The sequence below is a fragment of the Roseivirga sp. BDSF3-8 genome (assembly GCF_041449215.1).
Lineage (GTDB): Bacteria > Bacteroidota > Bacteroidia > Cytophagales > Cyclobacteriaceae > JBGNFV01.
In genome coordinates this window covers 1,828,808-1,851,157 of the sequence record NZ_JBGNFV010000001.1, presented here as the reverse complement: position 1 = coordinate 1,851,157, position 22,350 = coordinate 1,828,808, and the positions used below count along the sequence as shown (strand labels likewise).

Here is a 22,350-nt window from a genome sequence, read left to right as displayed (position 1 = left end):
TAAATTTGTACCTTTGACGCCCTTAACATAAATGTGGACAAAACTCGCCCATATAGTATTTAGCTACAGGCTCTACCTGATCCTTCTTTTGGCAGCTATCACTGTCTTTATGGGATTTCAGGCCAGCCGTATCGAGCTCAGCTACGATTTTGCCAAGATCGTTCCTTCCAACGATCCTGACATGGTGTATTTTCAGGAGTTCAGAGACCTTTTCGGCGAAGATGCCAATATCCTGGCCGTGGGGGTTAAAGACAGCGCACTATATGAAGCTGACAATTTAAGGCGATATAAGGCACTGAGTGATGAGATTACTGCTGTAGAAGGGGTCAAAAGCGTGCTTAGCCTACCTTTACTGCAACGCCTTGAGCGAAACTCTCAGGAAAAACGGTTTGATCTTGTGCCTCTCTTCCCCACTATTCCGGAGAGCCAGGGGGAGGTTGACAGTTTGCTTCGCGATGTACGTGATCAGCGGTTTTACACGTCGCAGGTGGTGAACCTTGAAAATGGGGCCACACTCATGCTGGTAGCCATAGAAAAGGCGACGCTTAACTCTGAAGACCGGCTAAGGCTGGTGCAGGATATCGTAGACCTGGGAGATGGGTTCACTGAAAATACCGGCATAAAGCTGCACTTTGCGGGGCTGCCCTTTGTTCGGTCCATCATAGCGAGTAATGTAAAAGATGAGCTCAACATGTTTCTCATGCTGAGTGTGCTGATTACAGGGCTTATTCTCCTCTTTTTTTACCGCTCATGGGATGCTGTTATCTTCCCTCTCATCATGATCGGCATCATGATCGTTTGGTCATTGGGCACCATAGTCTTACTCGGGTATAAGATTACTCTGCTAACAGCCCTTATTCCTCCCCTGATAGTCGTCATAGGCATTCCCAATAGTGTTTACCTGCTTAATAAATACCACCAGGAGTTTAACCGGCATGGTAATAAGATGCGGGCTCTTAGCCGGATCATACGGAAGATAGGACTTGCCACGCTGATCACAAATAGCACCACCGCAATAGGTTTCGGTGTACTTGCCTTCACGGATATTACTATACTGCGGGAGTTTGGTGTAGTGGCAGGCATAAACATTTTCGCCACGTTCTTTGTAAGTATCATTTTTATCCCGGCCATCTTCAGTTACCTGCCAGAGCCTAATACCAGGAAACTCAAGCACCTCCATTTTAAGGGGCTTGATAAGTTCCTTACGGCTATAGATTTGCTTGTTCACCGCTACCGCTACCGCGTGTTCTTTATTACTGCAGTGCTGGTCGGGGCAGGGGTGTACGGTATGTACCAGATACAATCTGTATCATATATGGTAGATGATATTCCGGAGGATAGTGAGATCAGAACGGACCTTGCTTTTTTTGAGGCGAACTTTAGCGGCGTTATGCCTCTGGAAATTATTGTGGATACGGGTAAGCGCCGAGGGGTCCTTAGGTTAAGTAATTTGCGTAAGATCGAGGAGCTGGAAGATTTTCTTGCCGATCAGGAATATTTGAGTACACCCGTGTCGGTAGTAAGCTTTATTAAAGCAGCTCGCCAGGCTTTTTATAATAACAACCCCGCTTTTTACGCCTTGCCCACTAACCAGGATAAAAACTTTATACTTCGATACCTGCGCGAGCAAAGTGATAGCTCAGGTCTGCTCAGCTCATTCGTAGATAGCACCGGTCAAAAGATCAGGGTAAGCCTTAAAATTGCCGATATCGGCTCGCTAAAAATGGACAGCCTTATCGGGAGGGTTGTTGAGCCTAAGGTGGCAGAAATATTTGAAGGTACGGATATAGAAGTAGGTATCACCGGTACCACCCCGCTATTTATAAAAGGCAATAACTTTCTCATTGATAACCTTCGCACCAGCCTGCTATTAGCCTTTGCTTTGATCAGTGTAATCATGGCCATGCTCTTTGGCAACATCCGGATGATACTGATATCTCTGGTACCAAACCTGGTACCTCTTATACTCACTGCGGGTATTATGGGCTTCGCAGGTATTCCTTTGAAACCAAGCACAGCCCTTATTTTTAGTATTGCATTCGGTATTTCAGTGGATGACAGTATTCACTTCCTGGCTAAATACCGGCAGGAGCTTTTTGCTAATAACTTCTTTGTTCCCCTTGCTATTAGTAAGAGTGTCAGAGAAACAGGTGCAAGTATGATGTACACATCGATCATACTCTTTGCGGGCTTCATCATTTTTGCCTTTAGTGACTTCGGCGGTACGGTTGCCCTTGGTTTTCTCACAAGCACCACCCTGCTTATAGCCATGTTTACCAATCTTATTCTGCTGCCTATACTACTCATGACTTTCGATGATGGAAAAAGACGCAAAGACTTTCATCCCCTTATCGAGCATTATGAGGAGTTCTATCATGAGGCAGAAGACGAGGAGATAGATGTGGACAAGATAAGGGTAGAGAAAAGTGAGCAAGGAGAGGGTAATTCCTGAAAAGGCATTATTTCCTGCCAAAGAACACTTTGTCTTAAGTTTTCGTATAGCCTGAGATAGGCCGGAACCCATCCTCTGTTTATCTGCTTACATTAAGGGTGTAAATTTTCTATATTTGTCGGGTTTTTGATAAAAGCGATCTCGTGAAATATCCTGAATACAAGAACATAGACTACGCAGCACTGGCAACAGACGTGCTCAGGTACTGGAAAGAAAATGATATTTTTCAAAAGAGTATCGACTCCAGAAGTGAAGGCGATGCCTTTACTTTTTATGAAGGCCCCCCCTCTGCCAATGGTACGCCGGGTATTCACCACGTAATGGCGCGTGCAGTCAAGGATGTATTCTGCCGGTATAAGACGCTGCAGGGTTTCCAGGTGAAGCGTAAAGGTGGCTGGGATACTCACGGACTTCCCGTGGAACTGCAGGTTGAAAAAGAGCTGGGTATCACCAAAGAGGATATTGGTAAGAAAATTACCGTTGAGGAGTATAATCGCCACTGTCGTGAGGCGGTCATGAAATTCAAAGATCAGTGGGATAAACTCACTGAGCAGATGGGCTATTGGGTAGATCTGGATGATCCGTACATTACCTTTGATACGGACTACATGGAAAGCCTGTGGAGCCTGCTGAAAAAATTATATGAAAAAGGCCTCCTGTATAAAGGCTTCACCATTCAGCCTTACTCACCTGCAGCCGGTACCGGACTCAGCTCCCATGAGCTGAATCAACCAGGTGCCTATCGTGAAGTCAAGGATACCTCCGTTACCGCCCAGTTTAAAGTTAAAGGGAGCAGCCAGGATTTCTTTATTGCCTGGACTACGACCCCATGGACACTGCCCAGCAACTCTGCGCTGGCGGTAGGCAAAAACATTACTTATGTGAAGGTGCGTACCTTCAATCAATACACTGGTGAGCCCATCTATGTCATCTTAGCGAAGGATCGCATATACTCGTACTTTAATAAAAAGCACGAGGACCTAACGCTGGAAGACTACACGCCAGGCGATAAAAAGATACCTTTCGATATACTGGAAGAAATGAAGGGCAGTGACCTGGTAGGTATGGAATACGAGCAGCTTATGCCGTATGTAAGCCTTCCTCACCCTGCCTTTACGGTGATAGCCGGTGACTTCGTTACTACAGAAGATGGCACCGGTATTGTGCACCTTGCCAAACCTTTCGGGTCAGATGATTTTCGTGCTCTGGAGCAAAATGGCATCCCGGGTATGTTCCTCAAAGATGAGGAAGGGTATGAGGTGCCACTGGTAGATAAGCAAGGTCGCTTTCGCCCGGAGGTCAAAGACTTTGCCGGTATGTACGTGAAAAATTACGACGGCCAGGATGAAAGCGACCCTGACTATAAGTCTACTGACGTACTTATTGCCATAAAACTGAAAGAAGAAAACAGGGCGTTCCGCGTTGAAAAATACGAGCACAATTACCCCCACTGCTGGCGTACTGATAAGCCTGTACTATACTATCCTTTGGATAGCTGGTTTATCAAAACCACTGAATACAGGGATAAGCTCATAGCGCTGAATGATACTATAAACTGGAAGCCAGAAGCTACCGGCACGGGCCGCTTTGGCAACTGGCTCAAAAACCTGGTGGACTGGAATCTTAGCAGAAGCCGTTACTGGGGTACACCCCTGCCAATCTGGCGTACTGAAGATGGTAAGGAAGAGGTTTGTATCGGAAGCATAGCCGAGTTAAAAGATGCGGTGAATAAAGCCAATGAGGCTTTCCCGGCTGACTCGGAGCTTATTGATAAAAATAACGAGGCCATTGCCAAGAATGACCTTCACAGGCCATATGTAGACGACATCGTTCTTGTGAGCCCATCAGGCCAAAAAATGCACCGTGAGGCTGACCTCATCGATGTGTGGTTTGACAGCGGTGCCATGCCATATGCCCAGTGGCACTATCCGTTTGAGGGGCATGATGCCTTTGAGGGTAATTTCCCCGCGGACTTCATCGCTGAGGGTGTAGACCAGACCAGGGGGTGGTTCTTTACCTTGCACGCTATAGCAGGTATGCTATTTGACAGCGTGGCTTACAAGAATGTAATCGCCAATGGCCTTGTGCTTGATAAGAACGGGAATAAGATGTCCAAGCGTCTGGGCAATGCCATAGACCCTTTCAAGACGATAGGCAAATATGGGCCTGATGCCACACGTTGGTACATGATCAGCAATGCCAATCCCTGGGATGATCTTAAGTTTAACTTAGAGGGTGTTCAGGAGGTGCAAAGGCGCTTCTTCGGTACGCTACAGAATACTTATAACTTCTTTGCTCTTTATGCGAACCTTGATGGCTTCAGGTTCGAGGGTGGTGAAATACCCTACGAGCAGCGAACCGAGTCTGATCGCTGGGTTCTTTCCCGGCTCAACTCATTAATAAAGACCACCGCGAATGCGTATGATGATTATGAGCCTACGCGGGCAGCAAGGGCCATTCAGGACTTTGTAACGGATGAACTTAGTAACTGGTACGTCAGGCTGAACAGAAAGCGTTTCTGGAAAGGAGAATACAACGAAGATAAAAAAGCAGCTTACCAGACGCTCTATACCTGCCTGAATACCATGGCCAGGCTCATGAGCCCCATTGCCCCATTTTATGCTGAGAATCTCTACCGTGACCTTAACGGCGTAACCAGTCAGGATAATGCTGAGAGTGTACACCTTACGAGGTGGCCGGAGGTAGCAGATGCACAAATAGATAAGGCGCTGGAGACCAAAATGGATGGTGCACAAAAAATCAGCTCACTTGTACACAGTCTGCGCCGTAAGCATAACCTGAAAGTAAGGCAGCCTCTCTCACGGATTCTCATTCCCGTTTTAAGTAACGAGGATAAGGAAATGCTTCAGAGCGTAGATAACATAATCATGAATGAGGTAAACGTGAAAACGGTGGAATACATCGACGATACCTCCGGCATCCTTACCAAAAAGATTAAACCTAACTTCCCGAGGCTTGGCAAAGAATTCGGGCCTAAGGTTAAAGAGATAGCGGCTGCTATTGGTGATTTTGGTCAGGAGGAGATTATACAGCTAGAGCGTAATGGTCAGATAACTCTTCAACTATCAGATGGGGATCTGGTTCTTATGGCAGACTATGTGGAGATATCGTCAGATGATATCCCGGGGTGGTCTGTGGCTAATGATGGCCGGTACACGGTAGCTCTTGATATTACTCTCTCCGATGAGCTCCGTCAGGAAGGAATAGCACGGGAGCTTGTAAACCGGGTTCAGAATCTTAGAAAAGATATGGGGCTCGATGTACAGGATAAGATCAAAATCAGCGTTGAGAAAAACCAGGACCTTGTGAATGCGGCTCTTGATGCGAATAAAGAGTATATCTGTCGTGAAACCCAAGCGCTCAACCTTGATATGCCGGAAACCTTGAACGACGGAAAGGTGTTGGAAATGGACGACCTCGTATTAAAGGTGAGGATAGACGTCTAAATATTCACTATTTTGTAAGGAAAAACAGGCAATAGATGGCGGGAAAATTTAAGTACACCAAATATTTTATCCTCAGCTTCGTCGTGATCCTAGTAGATCAGGTAGTTAAGTTACTGGTGCACTATAATATGGTGCGTGGTTCTGCTGGCGAGATACCTGTCATTGGAGATTGGTTCAAGCTTCATTACACTCTCAATCCTGGTATGGCCTTTGGTATAGAACTCGGCTTTGAGTATGATAAGCTCGTTCTTACCCTGTTTCGTCTGGTGGCAATGTGTTTTATCGCCTTTTACCTGTATCTGCTTGCTAAACGCCGCGTACATTCAGGTTTGCTTTGGAGCATAGGCCTTATTTTAGGAGGCGCTGTAGGGAATGTGGTAGACAGTATCTTCTACGGTAAATACCTTGGGCTTACTTCCAATGATGCCCCTACCCCCTGGTTTCACGGTAAAGTAGTCGATATGTTTTACCTGGATATTTGGGAAGGACAGGTAGCTTCCTGGGTGCCTTTCATCGGTGGCGATTACATGTCACTCTGGCCCATATTCAATGTGGCCGATGCCGCTATTTTTGTAGGCGTTGCCACGATTCTGATTATGCAGAGGCGTTTCTTCTCTGAGCCATCATCAGCAGATGAAGTTGTTGCAGAGTCTGTGGCCGAAGGGTCAGATACTAAAGAAAATGTTGGGGCCGGCTCTGTAGCCTGATAATATTAATCAATGCCCGCAGATTCTCTATCTGCTGCAAAAAAAAGCTCCCGGACAGGCCTGTCCGGGAGCTTTTTTTATTTAAAGGTTTTATGCTTTACTGGACAATCAGCCTAAGGGAGTCTGATTGCGTACGCACCTTCAGCCATTCCTCCATCTTTTGTAATACTGTCCGCCGCTGCCTGGTTGCAAAGTTCGCATAGGCAAACGTAACCTGGCTCACGTTCAGTGAATCAATGGTGGCTATGGGCGCGACTGACAGGCTAAACTCCTTCAGGCCCGGGTACTGCACCTTTACCTCCCGGCAGATGTCATCAAAAGCCACCTGGCGCCCTTTCAGCAGCGTAATCTCTTTCTCCAAAAAAGCGATCTTATCATTCTTATCATTTAGTGCCTGCTCATTTTTTCGGTATAGCTCCTCTATGATGCCTGCTTTCACGCTCTGATTATATTTTTCCAACACATCCTGGCTCAGGTTATCTTCTTCGTCCTCATAGCCCTGATGCACTACCAGGGTAGTGCCCTCCAGGCTATAGGTGCCTAGCTTCTGACTGGCGTGGTTAATAATCTCCTTCGATACCGGCGCACCGAACAGCGTAATCTCTATTCGGCTGGTATCATCTGAAAAGGTAAACTCCCGGCTTATTACCGGAGAATTGTCAAATGCCAGTTCGTTTGATACAAAGAGCTGTGCATTACGTTCGAATATACTTCGCCTCACCACCTGATAAGCTGTAAAAAAGCTCGGTAATATGGTAAGCAATACAAAGAATGAGATAATGGACTTCACTCTTCTTTCTCTTGCCTCGTCTACAAAAACCTTCTTGGGGTACTTCAGATACCTTACGATCAGGAAAGTGGAAAGGCTTATGAATACAGTATTTATGAAAAACAGGTAGAAAGCACCGAAGAAGTAATATAGGTTGCCTGTAGCCAGGCCATAACCAGCCGTACATAAAGGAGGCATCAGCGCTGTTGCTATAGCCACCCCTGGTATAGCATTACTTTTTTCTCGCCGTGACCCGGCTACAATACCCGCCAATCCACCAAATACAGCTATCATCACATCCCATAACGTAGGGGTGGTTCGTGCCAGCAATTCTGACTGGGCATCGCTAAGCGGGGAGATCATAAAATAAATAGTAGAGGTAAGTACGGAAATAACCACAGCCACAGCCAGGTTCATTACCCCCTTTTTTATCAATTCCAGATCATTGATTCCCATACCTAGCCCGATGCCCATTATCGGCCCCATGAGGGGAGAGATAAGCATGGCCCCGATTATTACCGCCGTGCTGTTAACATTAAGGCCGATGGAGGCAATAAAAATGGCAAAAATGAGAATCCACAGGTTTGCGCCGCGAAATGGCACCCCCTTTTTGATCTCTTCGATCGTTTTTTCCTCATCTGCTTTGTCCTCTTCCAGGTTTATTAACCTTTTGACAAACCTAAATACCACCCCCGCAGCGCCGTAGCCCGGTCTTCTTGTTCTTTGAGGGGTTTCAGACGGTTTTTCTTTAACTAACGTCAAGTTTTAATTATTTAGCTAGGTATCATACGTAAAAAAAAGAATAGGAGTGCTTTACTGAACGAATTAAATCGTAAACCGTGTTTATCCTCCTGGTAAAAAGCCGTAAATTCAGCTGCCAAAATCTTTTACTTTTATGAACAGACTTGCATCCAAAGGGCTACTTCTATTCCTTCTTATCGTACTATCATTTCAATCCAGCCACGCCGTAGAGGGCATGTGGCTTCCGCACCTTCTTTCCAATCTTAATGAAAAGGAGATGCAGGATTTAGGCATGAAACTTACCGCAAAAGATATTTACGATATCAACGAAAGCAGCCTCAAAGATGCTATTGTAAGTTTTGGCGGGTTTTGTACCGGAGAGCTTATATCACCAGAGGGCCTGATACTTACTAACCACCATTGCGGGTATGGTCAGATTCAGTATCATAGCTCTGTGGAAAATGACCTGCTTACAGACGGCTTTTGGGCTATGAGCAGGGAGGAAGAGTTACATAACCCCGGCTTGTTTGTGTCCTTTATTGTAAGAATAGAGGATGTGACCGATCAGGTGCTTGAGGGTGTCACTCCAGGTATGTCTGAAGAGGACCGGGCCACTCTCATAAAAGATAAAACCCGAGCGATTACAGGTCAGGCTACGGAAGGGACTCACTATGAGGCCCGGATTAAGCCTTTTTATTATGGTAACGAATATTACATGTTTGTTACCGAGACCTATAGGGATGTCCGCCTTGTAGGAGCGCCTCCCAGCTCTATAGGCAAGTTTGGTGGCGATACAGATAACTGGATGTGGCCGAGACATACTGGTGACTTTAGCCTGTTCAGAGTTTATTCCGGACCTGACGGAAAGCCGGCTGAATACTCAGAGGATAATATTCCCCTTAAGCCCCGCCACTTTCTCCCTGTGAACCTCGGTGGTGTAGAGCCAGGTGATTTTACTATGGTGTTTGGATTCCCAGGCACTACAGAGCAATACCTGACCAGCCATGCGGTAGAACAACTCACCAGTGAGATAAACCCTACTCGGATTAACATACGGCAGGTAAAGCTCGATATACTGGATGAAGCAATGGCTAACAGTGACGAGAACAGGATTAAATATGCCAGCAAATATGCCGGTATAGCCAACTATTGGAAGAAATGGATAGGAGAAAATAAAGGGCTTGAGCGGCTGAATGCCACCCGGAAGAAGAGGGAAGAGGAAGAAGCTTTTGATGAATGGGCCAATAGTGGGGGTCGCTCAGGTAAGTATGGAAATGTCATTACTCGGTTTGCCGAAATATATGATGGAGAGAATGAGCTAAATATGGCATACAATACCATTCGCGAAGCCATCCTGAGGCTGGATATTGCCGCCCTTTCCAGGCGTCTGGATCAATATGCTAGTGATGAAAGCATGTCGCGCGAGGATATAGAAGCCTACATAGACCGCTTTTATAAGGACTATGATGTAGCGACCGAGCAAAAGCTTACGGCAGCTATGCTGGCTAAATACCGGGAAAATGTGGTGGGCCAGTTCCAACCTACTACCTTTACTGAACTTCTGAATGAGAAAGATGGCGACTATGAAAAACTGACGGCTTATTTATTTAATGAGTCAGTTATCGACGAAAAAGAAGAACTGCTCGCATTTCTGGATAAAAATAAGAAAAAGAGAGTAGGCAAGAAACTCAGGAAGGATCCGCTGTTCAGCTTATACAGGGACTTTGCATATATATACAACGAAAAAATTCAGCCCAGGAAAAGAACAACAGATGCCGAGCTGGACGAGCTGTACCGGACATACATGGCCGGTCTGAGAGAGATGCAGGAAGATCGACGGTTCTACCCTGATGCCAACGGTACACTCAGAGTCGCATATGGTCAGGTAGAAGGGTATGAGCCTGCGGATGGAGTAGAGTATCTGCACTACACGACTTTGGAGGGAATTATGGATAAGGAAGATCCGGACAATGCAGAGTTTGTGGTGCCGGCAAAGCTTAGAGAGCTTTACCTTAAGAAAGAGTATGGCCCCTATGGACAGGATGGTATGATGCCGGTGTGTTTCACTGCCTCCAATCATACTACCGGAGGCAATAGTGGTAGCCCCGTTATTGACGCTGAGGGTAGGTTAATAGGTATTAACTTCGACAGGGCATGGCAAGGCACGATGAGTGATATAATGTTTGATCCAGAGATGTGCCGTAATATCTCTGTGGACGCGCGCTATATTTTATTTATCATCGATAAGTTTGCCGGGGCCGGCCATCTTATAAAAGAGATGAGTCTTGTGAATACCGGAAGCCCTGTGCCAGCCGATTCTGCTGAGTAAGTACTCAGGTGGGTATTTAAGGGTATTCCGTTAGAAAAATACAATTTTAATTTTATATTTAAGCGGTATAACCTTTACCAGCACATATTAAGTGATCAATTTAATTAAGGTGTTTTTCCCTCCAAAGACAGGTTATAAAACAGGCTATTTGCTTGAAAATCAGCCATGAACAAAAGGTTGCTGACATGTTTTCTTGCCCTCATGCTGGTGGGGCAGTTTCTCCAGGTCAAAGGCCAGGTAGACAGCCTATATTCTATTCTGCATTCTTCAGATGATGAGGCAAAAGTAGAGGCGTACCTTGCATTGACTGAGTATTTCAGGAATGTCAATACTGATTCAGCCTTATTATATGCAAGAAAAGCGCTTGATCTGGCGGTTTCTTCCAATAAAAAAGGCAAAGAAATAGAGGCGCTGTATAATCTGGGGCTTATATACAGGTACAAGGGCGACTACGAAGCGGCAGACAGCAGGCTTAATGCCGGGTTGAAAATGGCTCGAGAGGAAAACGACACTACCTACCAGGCTTACATATTAGGCGGGCTGGGTGTGGTTTATTATAACCAGGGGGCCTACGAGGAGGCAATTGATTATTACAATGAAGCCATTAGCCTATCCAAAGAAATCAATGATATTAGTTCCGCATCATTGTATAATAACATTGGGCTGATTTACGAAGAAAAAGGAGAGTACGACGAAGCCATTAAGTACTATGAGCAGTTGCGTGACATATCTGTGCAACTGGACAATGAGAGAGGCTATGCAACTGCACTTAATAACATAGGCCATATATACAGCAAAAAGGGTGATTATAATACGGCTCTTCAGTACTTCGGTGAGGCCCTTGATAGCCGGAAAGCGGTAGGCAACGAACGGGGCTACGCTAAAACTCTGGGGTATATTGGGGAAACGTACTTTAAGCAGGGGCGCTACGCCGAGGCACTCTCTACGCTGGAAAGTTCCCTGAGGCTTAAAAGAGAAAATCAGGATTTGCAGGGTGAAGCCACAACGCTGCAAACATTGGGTGAGTTGCACCTGCGTCTTGGTAACTCTAAGGTTGCTCTTGATCATTACCTGCAAGGTATGTCCATTGCTGATGAGATCAACGCGAGGACTAACCTTCTCCACATTTACGATGGGCTCTGGCAACTTTATGAAGACCTTGGGGATTATCAGAATGCCTTCCAGTACCAGTACCGGTATATGAATCTGAAGGATAGCATTCATAATGAAGAGCTGGAACTGAAGGTAAATAAGATGGAGTCCCGCTTTGAACTTGAGAAAAGAGAAAAGGAACTGGAGCTTAAAGAGCAAGACATACAAATCAAGCAACTTCAGATAGAGAATAATCAGTTCATTATCTACCTTCTTATCATAAGCGTGCTTCTGCTTGGAGGGCTAGGCGCCTTGTATTTTAGCCGGTACCGTATTCGTACCCGTACTAATGACATGCTCCGGAGACAAAATGAAGAAATTATTCTCCAGAAAGAGGAAATAGGTAACCAGAGGGATAAAATTGCTGAAACTCAGAAGATCATTGAAGAGAAAAACGAAAAGCTTAGCCGTATCAATCTCGAACTGGAGGCCAAGGTACAGGAGCGGACTAGGGAGCTACAGAAATCGTATCATGATCAGCTTATTGTAAACCAGGAACTGGATACCTTGGTGTATAAAACCTCCCATGACATTCGTGGACCTCTCGTAAGTATGAAGGGCCTTTGTAACACCGCCCTGATGGAAATCACAGATGATACGGCTAAGTGTTACCTGCAGCTACTGGATAAGACCAGTAAGCAGATGAATAAAATACTGGATCGTCTCATCAGCTACAATTATATCAAGAATAAGCTACCTGAAGGTGAGCAAGTCGATGTAGTTAGTCTTATTCGGAAAACGAAAGATTCTCTCGCCAATCTGGACAGCTATTCAGATGTGACCTTCTTTCTGGACATGCCAGATGATGTGAAGTGGTTTACGGATAAGCAGCTTATTACCACTATAGTAGAGAACATTCTTGAAAATGCCATTATTTTCTCAAGCCAGCTTCATGACTCTCCAAGTAAGGTAAAAGTAAAGGTTAGTGTAGAGAAAAACCTCCTGTATGTTACTGTTTCCGATAATGGAATAGGCATCCCCGATGATATCAAGGAGCAGATATTTACTATGTTTTTCAGAGGAACAGAAAGATCCTCAGGTTCCGGTATGGGGCTGTATATCTCCCGGCTGGCAATAGAAAAACTGGGAGGGGATTTAAGGCTGGATACCGAAGGTCAGTGGACTACATTCGAGATAGCCATCCCTCAGCTATATGTAGGGTCTCAGGTAGTACTATAATCTCAATTCAGATACCCTCGTCTCCTGCTAGTTCTTCGTTTCCTTCTCTTCCCTGGCGGTCCGGGTCCTCACTGTCAAACTGATCATCAAGACGATTACCTATAAGTCCTTCAAGATCTGTTAGCCGGTCATGATGCCCGCTGACAATTGATAAAAGGTTACGAATAAGCTCAGAACCAAAAAATGATGAGAAAATATGTGTAGCCGGTCCCATTGTTGAGTTACATTTAGGTATGTGTGCTATATCTGATCCAAAAATACCCATACCGTAGCCCTGCTCCAAATCCGGGTTTCCGGTATAATGTTACATTGTTCTACTGACTATATGGTTGGTTTGATGCACTCTATACAATTTAACAGAAATTAAATTCTTATCAAGAATTCATATTCTAAAATTGCATGTTATCAATACGAGCAAAGTTTCTCCATTATTGCCTCTCCGTTGGTTGAAAATCAATTTTTCATACTCCTTCCGGAGACAGTATTCAAAATTCCCATACATATAAATACCATGAGGAAAGGGTATGTATCATTCAAGCCAATATTGGGTGACATAAAGGCATTGCAACTCAGGAATAGCCATAAGAGCCCTACTGCGGCTAATACCCTTGACCTTGGTACTTCCATACCATTATCCGCTATAACCCGCTCCTTGAGGTAGTAAAGAATAGTAGGTATGGACAGTAGCGTCACCACGGCTATGAAGTATAGCTGAAGCTCCTTTGGGTAAACAGAAATATCTCTGGTGACCAGACTGGCCGCCACTCCTGTGATAAGCGCCATTAGTGCGAAAAGGTAATGAGATAATCTGCGGTCAGGCAGCCGTGCATCCAGCCAGAAAGCCAGGCCCACTATCGCGCCAGCATATACTGAGCCGCTCCACGTCAGCCACGCTGTTAAAAATAAAATAAAGGCTGACTCTGGTAATGTTGCCCTCTTGCCTGTTGAGCGATTGATTACTCTCAGGCTCATAAGTGCCACCAGTAAAAGCATGAAGTCCGGATTGTTAAATAAACCCCATGAAATAAGGCTGACAAAAGCAGCTATCAGAGCCGACCACGGCCTTGCCGGATCGCCCTCACGACCTATAGCCCAGGTTATAAATACAGTTACGGGGGCACCAGCCGAAACCCAAATAATATCCCATAACCCGGAGGGTTCAGTGAAATACTTCCAGAAAAATGCCAGAGGAAAAGCAGCGAGGGCAAAAAGGGCAATGATTCTGTTATGTGTATCAGACCAAACCAGGGGGCGTCCAAGGGCTGGGCTGAACCATTTTGAATTTTTACTCATAACCTACAAAACAGCCTGCTCGGTGGAGGGTTCAGTAAAATTATTAAAGTAAGATTATCTCACTAACAAGATCCGGCCCATACTTTTCTCTTATACGGTTAAGCAAAATATCCTTTCCATAGCCCATTTGATGCTTTAGCGGTGCAGAGCCAACTTCCACGAACATCACATCTTTTTTAAAGAAAATCTTAGTAGTACGTCTGGCAATAGTATTACCGGCTATTTCATGCCAGTTTGCTTTGAGATGAGTTTGAGAATAGCGGCTATTCAGACGGTAAGCATCAAGCAACTCATTCATCGCATCTTTAAGTGATACCGTATCTGATTTTCTTGCCCCGAAACCCTTTTTGTTGCCTTTTTGCATAGCTTCAAATATACGGGTTTTCCCTGCCGGCTCTTTCTTCCCGCAAGGTTTTTATATCGAAGAAGAGGGGGGATTCACTGATGTGTTCAAATACCTTCTTAGTTCGCTCAGGGCGGGCTTCTGTCAAAAATACCTGTCCGAACCTCCGGGCTGTGATCATACCCACGAGGTGGCTGATCCGGGAGTCATCCAGTTTGTCGAAGATGTCATCTAGTAGTAAAAGTGGTTTGAAGCCCTTTTTGTCAGTTAGGACATCAAATTTTGCCAGCTTCAATGCTATCACAAATGATTTCTGCTGGCCCTGACTACCAAATTTTTTTAAGGAGTGATCATCTGTCAGGAAAGTGAAATCATCTTTATGTATCCCTTTATTCGTACGTTGCAGCATCAGGTCACGATCGCGACTCTTCCTGAATTTTTTTTCGAAGTCGTCCCCTGTCACCTCTGTTTGGTAGGATAAAGCTACCTTTTCTTTGCCGTCTGACAGTTCCTCATAGTGCCGTACAAACAGCGGAGAGAACTCTTCGATAAAATCCCTTCTTCGTGCCCCCAGCCTGATAGCCCCTTCTACCAACTCCCTATCATATACATCCAATAACTCCCCGTCAAAGTATTTTCTGTTTTCAAATTGCTTGAGCAACTCCTGCCGGCGTTTCAGAACCTGGTTATATCGGATGAGGTCATCAAGGTAGCGTGCATCAATTTGTGAGATTAGCGAGTCAAAAAAACGTCTTCGCCCTTCACTACCTCCCTTTACAAGCTCTGTGTCGTCCGGGGCGATAAGAACGGCAGGAAACCTGCCGATATGTTCACTAATCTTTTCATACGGCGTTTTATCATGCAACACCTTTTTTTTCTGGCCGGATTGTATCTGGCACTGGATCGTCACAGCCTTTTTATCCGAGGTAAACACCCCTCTAAGCATAAAATACGATGAGTCGTGCCTTATATTTGAAGAGTCAGTGCTGCTAAAGGCACTCTTTGTGAGAGATAAATAATAGATAGCATCCAGAAGGTTAGTCTTACCGGAGCCGTTAGGTCCTGTGAAGCAGTTTATTCCTTGGTCAAAATCGAGTGCCAGCGATTCGTAATTCTTGAAGTTGAGCAGTTCGATCTTTTCCAGATACATTAATTTTATAAGTTGGGCCTATCTATTATTTTCGCGAGGCGAGCCCCGCGGGGCGAACTATTCGCAATACCGTCAGTTTTTGAAAAGGTAGTGAATTTTTAATCACCGTATTATGGCAACTGAAACCGGATCAAAGTCCAAAAGTAAGAAAACAGCAGCGAAAGATAAGTTCTCAAAAGAGACATATATGAATTGGTTTGAGAGCATGCTGCTCATGCGCCGGTTCGAAGAAAAAGCAGGCCAGCTTTATGGTCAGCAAAAAATCCGAGGGTTCTGCCATCTTTACATTGGCCAGGAAGCCTGTGTGGCAGGTGCCGTATCCGCTCTGAAAAAGGGAGATAAATACATTACTGCCTATCGTGACCATGCTCACCCTATTGCCCTTGGGTCTGACCCAAAAGCAGTAATGGCAGAGCTTTTTGGTAAGGCTACAGGTATTGTAAAAGGTAAGGGTGGATCCATGCACATGTTTGATAAAGAGAACCATTTTTACGGAGGACATGGCATCGTAGGCGGACAGATTCCTCTAGGTGCCGGAATTGCTTTTGCAGAGAAGTATCGTAAATCAGACAATCTCTGCATCTGTTACATGGGGGATGGAGCAGTTCGCCAGGGAGCCTTTCATGAAGCCCTTAACCTGGCCATGACCATGAAATTACCTGCTATTTTCGTTATTGAAAATAATGGATACGCCATGGGAACCAGTGTTAAGCGTACCTCTAACGTGACTGAATTACATACCCTGGGCGAGTCTTATGATATGCCAAGCGCTGCAATAGATGCCATGAGTGTGGAGGATGTTCACAATGCTGTGGAAGAAGCAGCCGAAAGAGCCAGAAAAGGCGAAGGACCTACTCTTTTGGAATTTAGAACATACCGCTACAAAGGCCACTCTATGTCTGACCCTGCAAAATACCGCACAAAAGAAGAAGTTCAGGAGTATAAAGACCGTGATCCGATAGAGCAGGTCAGAAAAGTCATACTTGACAAGAAGTACGCCACAGAAGATGAATTAAAAGAAATAGACTCTAAGATCAAGGATCAGGTAAAAGAGTGCGTTAAGTTCTCAGAAGACTCAGATTGGCCTGATCCTTCTGAGGTGTTTAAAGACGTTTATGCTGAAAATGACTACCCATATATCAAGGATTAAAAAGCATAAGGTTCATAAATTATATTTTTCTGTTAAATTTGCAGCCTTAAAGCTGTGAATGATGGTGAAGAAAACCTCTAAAACGTCTTCTAATTCCGGAAATGAACTTCTGGAAAACCCCGAAGCCCTGAGAGAAGGGATCGGTCGTACAGAATCTTTTCTTAAAAGTAATGCAAAGCTTGTAGGCATTATCGGCGGAGTTGTGGCTCTTGCTATAATAGGCTACTTTGTATACCAGTACACTATGGCGAGCAAAAGCCAGGAGGCTGCGGAAAAGATGTACCGTGCTGAGTATTACTTTGGCGTTGATAGCCTTGACCAGGCGCTGAACGGAGACGGTTTCTACCTTGGGTTTATCGATATAATTGAAGATTACGGCAGTACTAAAGAGGGTAACCTTGCCAGATTTTATGCCGGATCTATCCTCCTGCAACAGGGAGAGTATCAGAATGCGATCAGCTACCTGGAGGAGTTCTCTGCCAGCGATCTTCTGCTGCAGGCAAGAGCTTACGCCCTGATCGGTGATGCTAATATGGAACTCAATAAGTTTGAAGAGGCTGCTAATGCTTACGAAAAGGCTGCCAACTATAAGCCTAATGAGTCTTTTACACCCATATATCTTGCCAAGGCAGGTTTTGCCTATGAGAAGGCAAATAATAATACCGCTGCTGTAGATATGTATAAGCAGATACTGGATGAGTATCAGGGCTCTGCAATCTATCAGGATGCCCGAAAACAGCATGCGCGTCTTCAGGCAATGGCATCAGAATAAAAGTCTATCAAAGCAATATTCAAAGGGATGCAGGTGCCAAAGCCTACATCCCTTTTTTTATATATTTTTTATGGCTAGCAATCTCAAAAACCTCAGCGAATATTCAGATAAGAACCTTTCGCTAGATCTCCGCAACAGACGTTTTGCTGTAGTGGTATCCGAGTGGAACGAAGAAGTGACGGAAGCGCTTTATAGCGGGGCTGTAGAGACCCTTAGAGAGCATAATGTTCCTTCAGAAAACATTCTTCGAAAAAATGTCCCAGGTAGCTTCGAGCTAACTCTTGGCGCCCAGCTTATGGCTCAGCAGGACCGTATTGATGCTGTGATTTGCCTGGGCTGTGTCATTCAGGGTGAAACCAGGCACTTCGACTTTATATGCCAGGCAGTGGCACATGGAATAACCAATGTAGGGCTCAAATACAATAAGCCTGTGATATTCGGTGTACTTACTCCTGATACAATGCAGCAGGCCCTGGACCGGGCAGGAGGAAAGCACGGTAATAAAGGAGATGAAGCGGCTATTACAGCCATAAAAATGCTAGGATTTAATAGCGAGGCGGTATGATGAAGGTGATGAAATTCGGTGGTACTTCAGTAGGTAGCCCCGAACGAATGAAATCAGTAGCTAAGCTGATCACGGAATCTCCGGAGAATAAGATTGTAGTACTTAGCGCTGTTTCAGGAACGACCAATGCACTTGTAGAAATTACAGCCGCTCATAAGAGTGGTGTGGATGCTAATGCCCTGATAAATAACCTTAAAGAGCAGTATGACAAGTTTTGTATTGAGTTACTCCAGACAGAGCCATACAGGAATGAAGCAGCGAGGATTATAGGTGAGCATTTTGGCCGAATTCAGGCAATCCAAACCGGTCCTTTTTCCGGTACAGCCGAGAAGGAAATATTAGCTCAGGGTGAGCTTATCAGTACCAGGCTTTTTGATCTGCTTCTAAAGGAAACCGGGATAGCAGCCAAGTGGATTCCGGCGTTGAGCTTTATGCGGCTTGATGAAGAAGGCGAGCCAAGGATAGGTTACCTAAACGAAGAGCTTACAAAGATTATCCGGAATAATCTGGAAAACCAGATATTCCTGACACAAGGATTTATCTGTAGAAATCATGAAGGGGAGATAGACAACCTGAAGCGCGGGGGGAGCGACTACACGGCGTCCCTTATAGGTGCTGCTATCAATGCCACGGAGGTACAAATATGGACTGACATTGACGGGATGCATAATAATGATCCCAGAATAGTGGATCGGACCTTCCCTATTGCCGAATTGTCCTTCGATGAAGCAGCAGAGCTTGCCTATTTTGGTGCAAAAATTCTACACCCGAGTAGCATTTTGCCGGCACAGAAATACAACATTCCGGTCAGGTTGCTGAATACGATGGCCCCGGAGGCTCATGGAACCAAAATCTATGCGCGTAAAAAGGACGGGGGTAGTCAGATTAAAGCTATTGCTGCAAAGGATGGTATCACTGCTATAAAAATTAAAAGCAGCCGGATGCTACTGGCTTACGGCTTCCTTAGGAAAGTATTTGAAATATTCGAGCGTTACAAAACGCCTATCGATATGATCACCACTTCAGAAGTGGCCTTATCGGTTACGGTGGATGATAACACCCATGTCAAAGCCATAGAGCAGGAGTTAAACTACTATGGAGCTGTTAACGTAGATCACGACCTGTCGATAGTGTGTATAGTAGGTGACTGCGTCGCAGAAGCCCACGGGGTGGCAAGTCAGGTCATTCAGGCCCTTGATGATATTCCCCTGAGAATGATTTCTTACGGTGGTAGTAAAAACAATATCAGCCTGCTTATTGAAACATCCTATAAAAACAGGGCGCTTCAATGTTTGAACGAGCAGCTATTTACCTTTCCAGAAAAGTAAACCTATCAGGTAAACGCAAAGAAGATAAGCCATACCACTATATATAACGGTACGAGGATAATCAGGCTAAAGCGGAGTATGTAACCAAAGAAGGAAGGCATTCTGATACCTACCTGCTCCGCTATTGACTTCACCATGAAGTTAGGGCCATTGCCGATATAGGTCATAGCCCCAAAGAATACTGAAGCAATACTGATTGCCTTCAGGTAAAGTACCGAATCATAATATTCGCCCGCGGCAAAGTTGCGGACCTCTTCTACATTTTGTATCGAGGTATCTACAGAAGCCATAGCTGCAGCCAGGAAGTTCAGGTAAGTAGGTGCATTATCCAGGAACCCTGAAAGAATCCCCGTACCCCAATAAAGTGTATTGTGAGAAATGAGCTCACGGCCTCCCTCCGATTTGGCAAACTCACCTACTAGTTCCAGGGCCGGCATCATGGTACCAAAGATTCCTATAAATATAAAGGCCACTTCCCGGATAGGTTCAAAATTGAATTCATTGCCGTTGATAGCTTCCTTATTAGCGAAACGGTAGGAGAGGTAAGCGACCGAAAGCATAATTACCTCCCGGATGTAGGAGAACTTCACCCCGTCGTATTCAATACCAGGGACCCAATCAAATACATTTGGGTCAATGAACACGCTCACAATGACTACTGCGAGCCAAAAAAAGTTTTTTGACCCTGTTATGCTTAGCTTACCGGAGTAAGGCTTTACAAGCTCCGGATCTTCCAGATCTTCACCCTTGTTGCGCTTATCTATGATATAAAAAATTACAGCAAGAACTGCCAGGGCGAATACCCAGGCAACTACATTATGAGTAAGCGTCCAGAAGAAGGGTACTCCTTTAAGGAAGCCTAAAAATAGCGGGGGGTCACCTATTGGAGTCAGTGATCCACCGATATTACTCACCATGAATATGAAAAAGACAATATGGTAAGCCTTTATTCTTCCTTCATTCAGGCGTATGAATGGCCGGATTAGTAACATTGAGGCACCCGTAGTGCCGATAAGGTTAGCGATCACTGAACCAATCAGAAGCAGGGCCACATTAGTCATGGGGGTAGACTTACGGTCTACCTTGATCATGATGCCCCCCGACGCTACATAAAGTGATGCCAGCAGACTGATAAACTGAACATATTCAGCCAGGGCGTGAATAGGCCCATGTACATTATGCAGGGCAAACAAATAGTAAATCACTACTAATGTTGCCAGTATTACAGAAATAAGGGGGTATCTCTTGTGCCAGAAGTGCTCATAAAAAAGTGGTCCTGTCGCGATCATGAGCAGAAGCAGGACGAAAGGGATTACCAGCCAGCCGGGAGGGCCGTGGTGTTCTCCTTCTTCGGCAGAATGATCGCTGCTCTCCGCTTCATGCGCCTCTTCCTCATTGTAAAGGGAATATACATCCCCTTTTTCGTCTGCCTGTTGTGCTGTATCCGGATTGGTTTGTGTTTGGTTCTGTGCAATGAAAGCGCTTTGCTGTACCTGTGCCTCTGAGGCAATAGGTGTCAGATGAGCTACTAATACACAAAATAAGAAAATAAATTTCCTCATCAGGTCTGTTTTAATCCTTTGCTCTGCAATGTGAAGAGCAATATAGCTGGCAGCAATGTTTGACGAACTATGATGCCGTACCGATCGCAGGCAAAATACGAGGATTATGCCTGCGATCCACCCGGCAAACAAAATTTATACTAACTGGCGAAGGGCCACTTCGTAGGAAGCATTTGTGAGCATGTTTCGCTCCGGGTTACTCTCATGAGTCATGAGTAACGCTTTCCTAATGACTTCGGAAGTATCGTGAAAAATACTTTCGTCAGTGGCTATCGACTGATCCTCCATCAGGTAAGCAAATACCCTGGCCATGCCGCAGTTTGCGATAAAATCCGGAATAAGTGACATTTTTTCATCTGCCATCTCAGCCGTTTCCCCATAAAAGATTTCAGGATCTTTAAAGGGCACATTTGCCCCACAGGAAATTACTTCTACCCCCGCCTTTGCCATACGCTCCACCTGGTCAGCGGTTACTAACCTTGAGGCAGCAGCAGGTATGAAGATATCCGCCTGTATGTCCCAGATTTTTTCATTAACCTCCTCAAAGGACAAGAGGTTTGAACCTTTTAGTGTATTACCTACTCTATTTATAAAGAGTTGCCTTACTTCTTCGTAAGGAATGCCCTCTTCCCGGATGATTCCTCCATCCCGATCAATGATGCCTACTACCTTTACCCCACGCTTGGACAGGTAGTACGCGGCAGAGGCTCCTACATTTCCAAATCCCTGGATGATGGCTTTTTTACCCTCCGCATTCGATTGCTGCCAGATATCATAATAATGAAATACGGATTCGGCTACACCAAATCCAGTTATCATATCAGCAACCGTATATTTCTCCTCTACAGAAGGGCTAAAGTTTCGATCTTCGAGAATTTTTGAAACTCCATGCCTGAGTTGACCAAGCTTTCTGATTTTTTCAGGTTCGGTAGGGGTGAAATGTCCGTTTACGACGCCTTCCTGGGGATGCCATAGCCCAAAGCTTTCCGTAATAGGAATAACTTCATCTATTTCATCCACATTCATGTCCCCCCCCGTACCGTAGTAATTTTTCAGGAGAGGAATCACTGCCTTGTACCATCTTTCCAGCACACCCCGTTTGCGAGGGTCATGCGGATCAAAGTTGATACCTGATTTTGCGCCGCCGATCGCAGGTCCGCTAACCGTAAACTTTATTTCCATTGTTTTAGCCAGAGACTCCACCTCCCTGCGGTCCAGTCCCTTCCTCATGCGGGTACCACCACCGGCTCCACCGCCCCGAAGGCTGTTTATTACCACCCATCCTTCAGCTTCGGTTTCAGGGTCGTTCCATTCAAAAACAATTTCGGGTTTACGTTTTTCAAATTTTTCGAGTAAGTCTCTCATTCGATAGGAATGCAATTTTTCGCCCA

The 22,350-nt window shown here is 45.2% G+C and carries 16 protein-coding genes; 9 read left to right on the top strand and 7 right to left on the bottom strand.

Annotation, left to right across the window (positions count from 1 at the left end; translation table 11 throughout):
• The first annotated feature begins 31 nt into the window (after positions 1-31).
• The 3 genes from AB9P05_RS07470 (at position 32) to AB9P05_RS07460 (ending at position 6,626) form a co-directional block, all read left to right on the top strand.
• Positions 32-2,452 carry an RND family transporter gene (locus AB9P05_RS07470; protein WP_371908194.1) on the top strand — a complete coding sequence of 807 codons (2,421 nt, stop codon included), beginning with the start codon at positions 32-34 and terminating at the stop codon, positions 2,450-2,452.
• Positions 2,453-2,595: 143 nt separating this feature from the next.
• Positions 2,596-5,919 carry an isoleucine--tRNA ligase gene (gene ileS, locus AB9P05_RS07465; protein ID WP_371908193.1) on the top strand — a complete coding sequence of 1,108 codons (3,324 nt, stop codon included), beginning with the start codon at positions 2,596-2,598 and terminating at the stop codon, positions 5,917-5,919.
• Positions 5,920-5,954: 35 nt separating this feature from the next.
• Complete coding sequence (locus tag AB9P05_RS07460; RefSeq protein ID WP_371908192.1) at positions 5,955-6,626, top strand: lipoprotein signal peptidase; 672 nt, start codon at positions 5,955-5,957, stop codon at positions 6,624-6,626.
• 97 nt (positions 6,627-6,723) lie between these two features.
• Here the strand turns inward: AB9P05_RS07460 and AB9P05_RS07455 are convergent, their stop codons facing one another.
• Positions 6,724-8,157, bottom strand: a complete 1,434-nt coding sequence (locus AB9P05_RS07455) for a TIGR00341 family protein (RefSeq protein WP_371908191.1) — start codon at positions 8,155-8,157, stop codon at positions 6,724-6,726.
• A gap of 133 nt (positions 8,158-8,290) precedes the next feature.
• Between AB9P05_RS07455 and AB9P05_RS07450 the strand changes: the two genes are divergently transcribed.
• Positions 8,291-10,465 (top strand): S46 family peptidase, encoded by a 2,175-nt coding sequence (locus AB9P05_RS07450; RefSeq protein WP_371908190.1) that lies wholly within the window; start codon positions 8,291-8,293, stop codon positions 10,463-10,465.
• A gap of 165 nt (positions 10,466-10,630) precedes the next feature.
• Complete coding sequence (locus AB9P05_RS07445) at positions 10,631-12,796, top strand: tetratricopeptide repeat protein (protein ID WP_371908189.1); 2,166 nt, start codon at positions 10,631-10,633, stop codon at positions 12,794-12,796.
• A 7-nt stretch (positions 12,797-12,803) separates the two neighbouring features.
• On the opposite strand, the gene AB9P05_RS07440 is transcribed toward AB9P05_RS07445, so the two are convergent.
• From AB9P05_RS07440 to AB9P05_RS07425, 4 genes are all read right to left on the bottom strand, one after another.
• Entirely contained in the window at positions 12,804-13,010 is a 207-nt protein-coding gene (locus tag AB9P05_RS07440; RefSeq protein WP_371908188.1) for a hypothetical protein, read from the bottom strand.
• Positions 13,011-13,249: 239 nt separating this feature from the next.
• Complete coding sequence (locus AB9P05_RS07435; protein ID WP_371908187.1) at positions 13,250-14,089, bottom strand: hypothetical protein; 840 nt, start codon at positions 14,087-14,089, stop codon at positions 13,250-13,252.
• A gap of 43 nt (positions 14,090-14,132) precedes the next feature.
• Positions 14,133-14,453 (bottom strand): DUF721 domain-containing protein, encoded by a 321-nt coding sequence (locus AB9P05_RS07430; RefSeq protein WP_371908186.1) that lies wholly within the window; start codon positions 14,451-14,453, stop codon positions 14,133-14,135.
• A 4-nt stretch (positions 14,454-14,457) separates the two neighbouring features.
• On the bottom strand, positions 14,458-15,582 hold the full coding sequence (locus tag AB9P05_RS07425) for a DNA replication/repair protein RecF (protein WP_371908185.1): 1,125 nt from the start codon (positions 15,580-15,582) through the stop codon (positions 14,458-14,460).
• Positions 15,583-15,694: 112 nt separating this feature from the next.
• Between AB9P05_RS07425 and pdhA the strand changes: the two genes are divergently transcribed.
• The 4 genes from pdhA to AB9P05_RS07405 all read left to right on the top strand — a co-directional run bounded on the left by pdhA (position 15,695) and on the right by AB9P05_RS07405 (position 19,397).
• Entirely contained in the window at positions 15,695-16,732 is a 1,038-nt protein-coding gene (gene pdhA, locus AB9P05_RS07420) for a pyruvate dehydrogenase (acetyl-transferring) E1 component subunit alpha (protein ID WP_371908184.1), read from the top strand.
• Between the two features lie 58 nt (positions 16,733-16,790).
• On the top strand, positions 16,791-17,504 hold the full coding sequence (locus tag AB9P05_RS07415; protein WP_371908183.1) for a tetratricopeptide repeat protein: 714 nt from the start codon (positions 16,791-16,793) through the stop codon (positions 17,502-17,504).
• A gap of 70 nt (positions 17,505-17,574) precedes the next feature.
• Complete coding sequence (gene ribH, locus AB9P05_RS07410) at positions 17,575-18,069, top strand: 6,7-dimethyl-8-ribityllumazine synthase (protein WP_371908182.1); 495 nt, start codon at positions 17,575-17,577, stop codon at positions 18,067-18,069.
• Positions 18,069-19,397 carry an aspartate kinase gene (locus AB9P05_RS07405; RefSeq protein WP_371911338.1) on the top strand — a complete coding sequence of 443 codons (1,329 nt, stop codon included), beginning with the start codon at positions 18,069-18,071 and terminating at the stop codon, positions 19,395-19,397. The genes ribH and AB9P05_RS07405 overlap by 1 nt, the downstream gene beginning before the upstream one ends.
• Before the next feature lie 5 nt (positions 19,398-19,402).
• Here the strand turns inward: AB9P05_RS07405 and AB9P05_RS07400 are convergent, their stop codons facing one another.
• Complete coding sequence (locus AB9P05_RS07400; RefSeq protein WP_371908181.1) at positions 19,403-20,959, bottom strand: sodium:proton antiporter; 1,557 nt, start codon at positions 20,957-20,959, stop codon at positions 19,403-19,405.
• Positions 20,960-21,094: 135 nt separating this feature from the next.
• Positions 21,095-22,324, bottom strand: a complete 1,230-nt coding sequence (locus AB9P05_RS07395) for a Glu/Leu/Phe/Val dehydrogenase dimerization domain-containing protein (protein ID WP_371908180.1) — start codon at positions 22,322-22,324, stop codon at positions 21,095-21,097.
• Between the last annotated feature and the right edge of the window lie 26 nt (positions 22,325-22,350).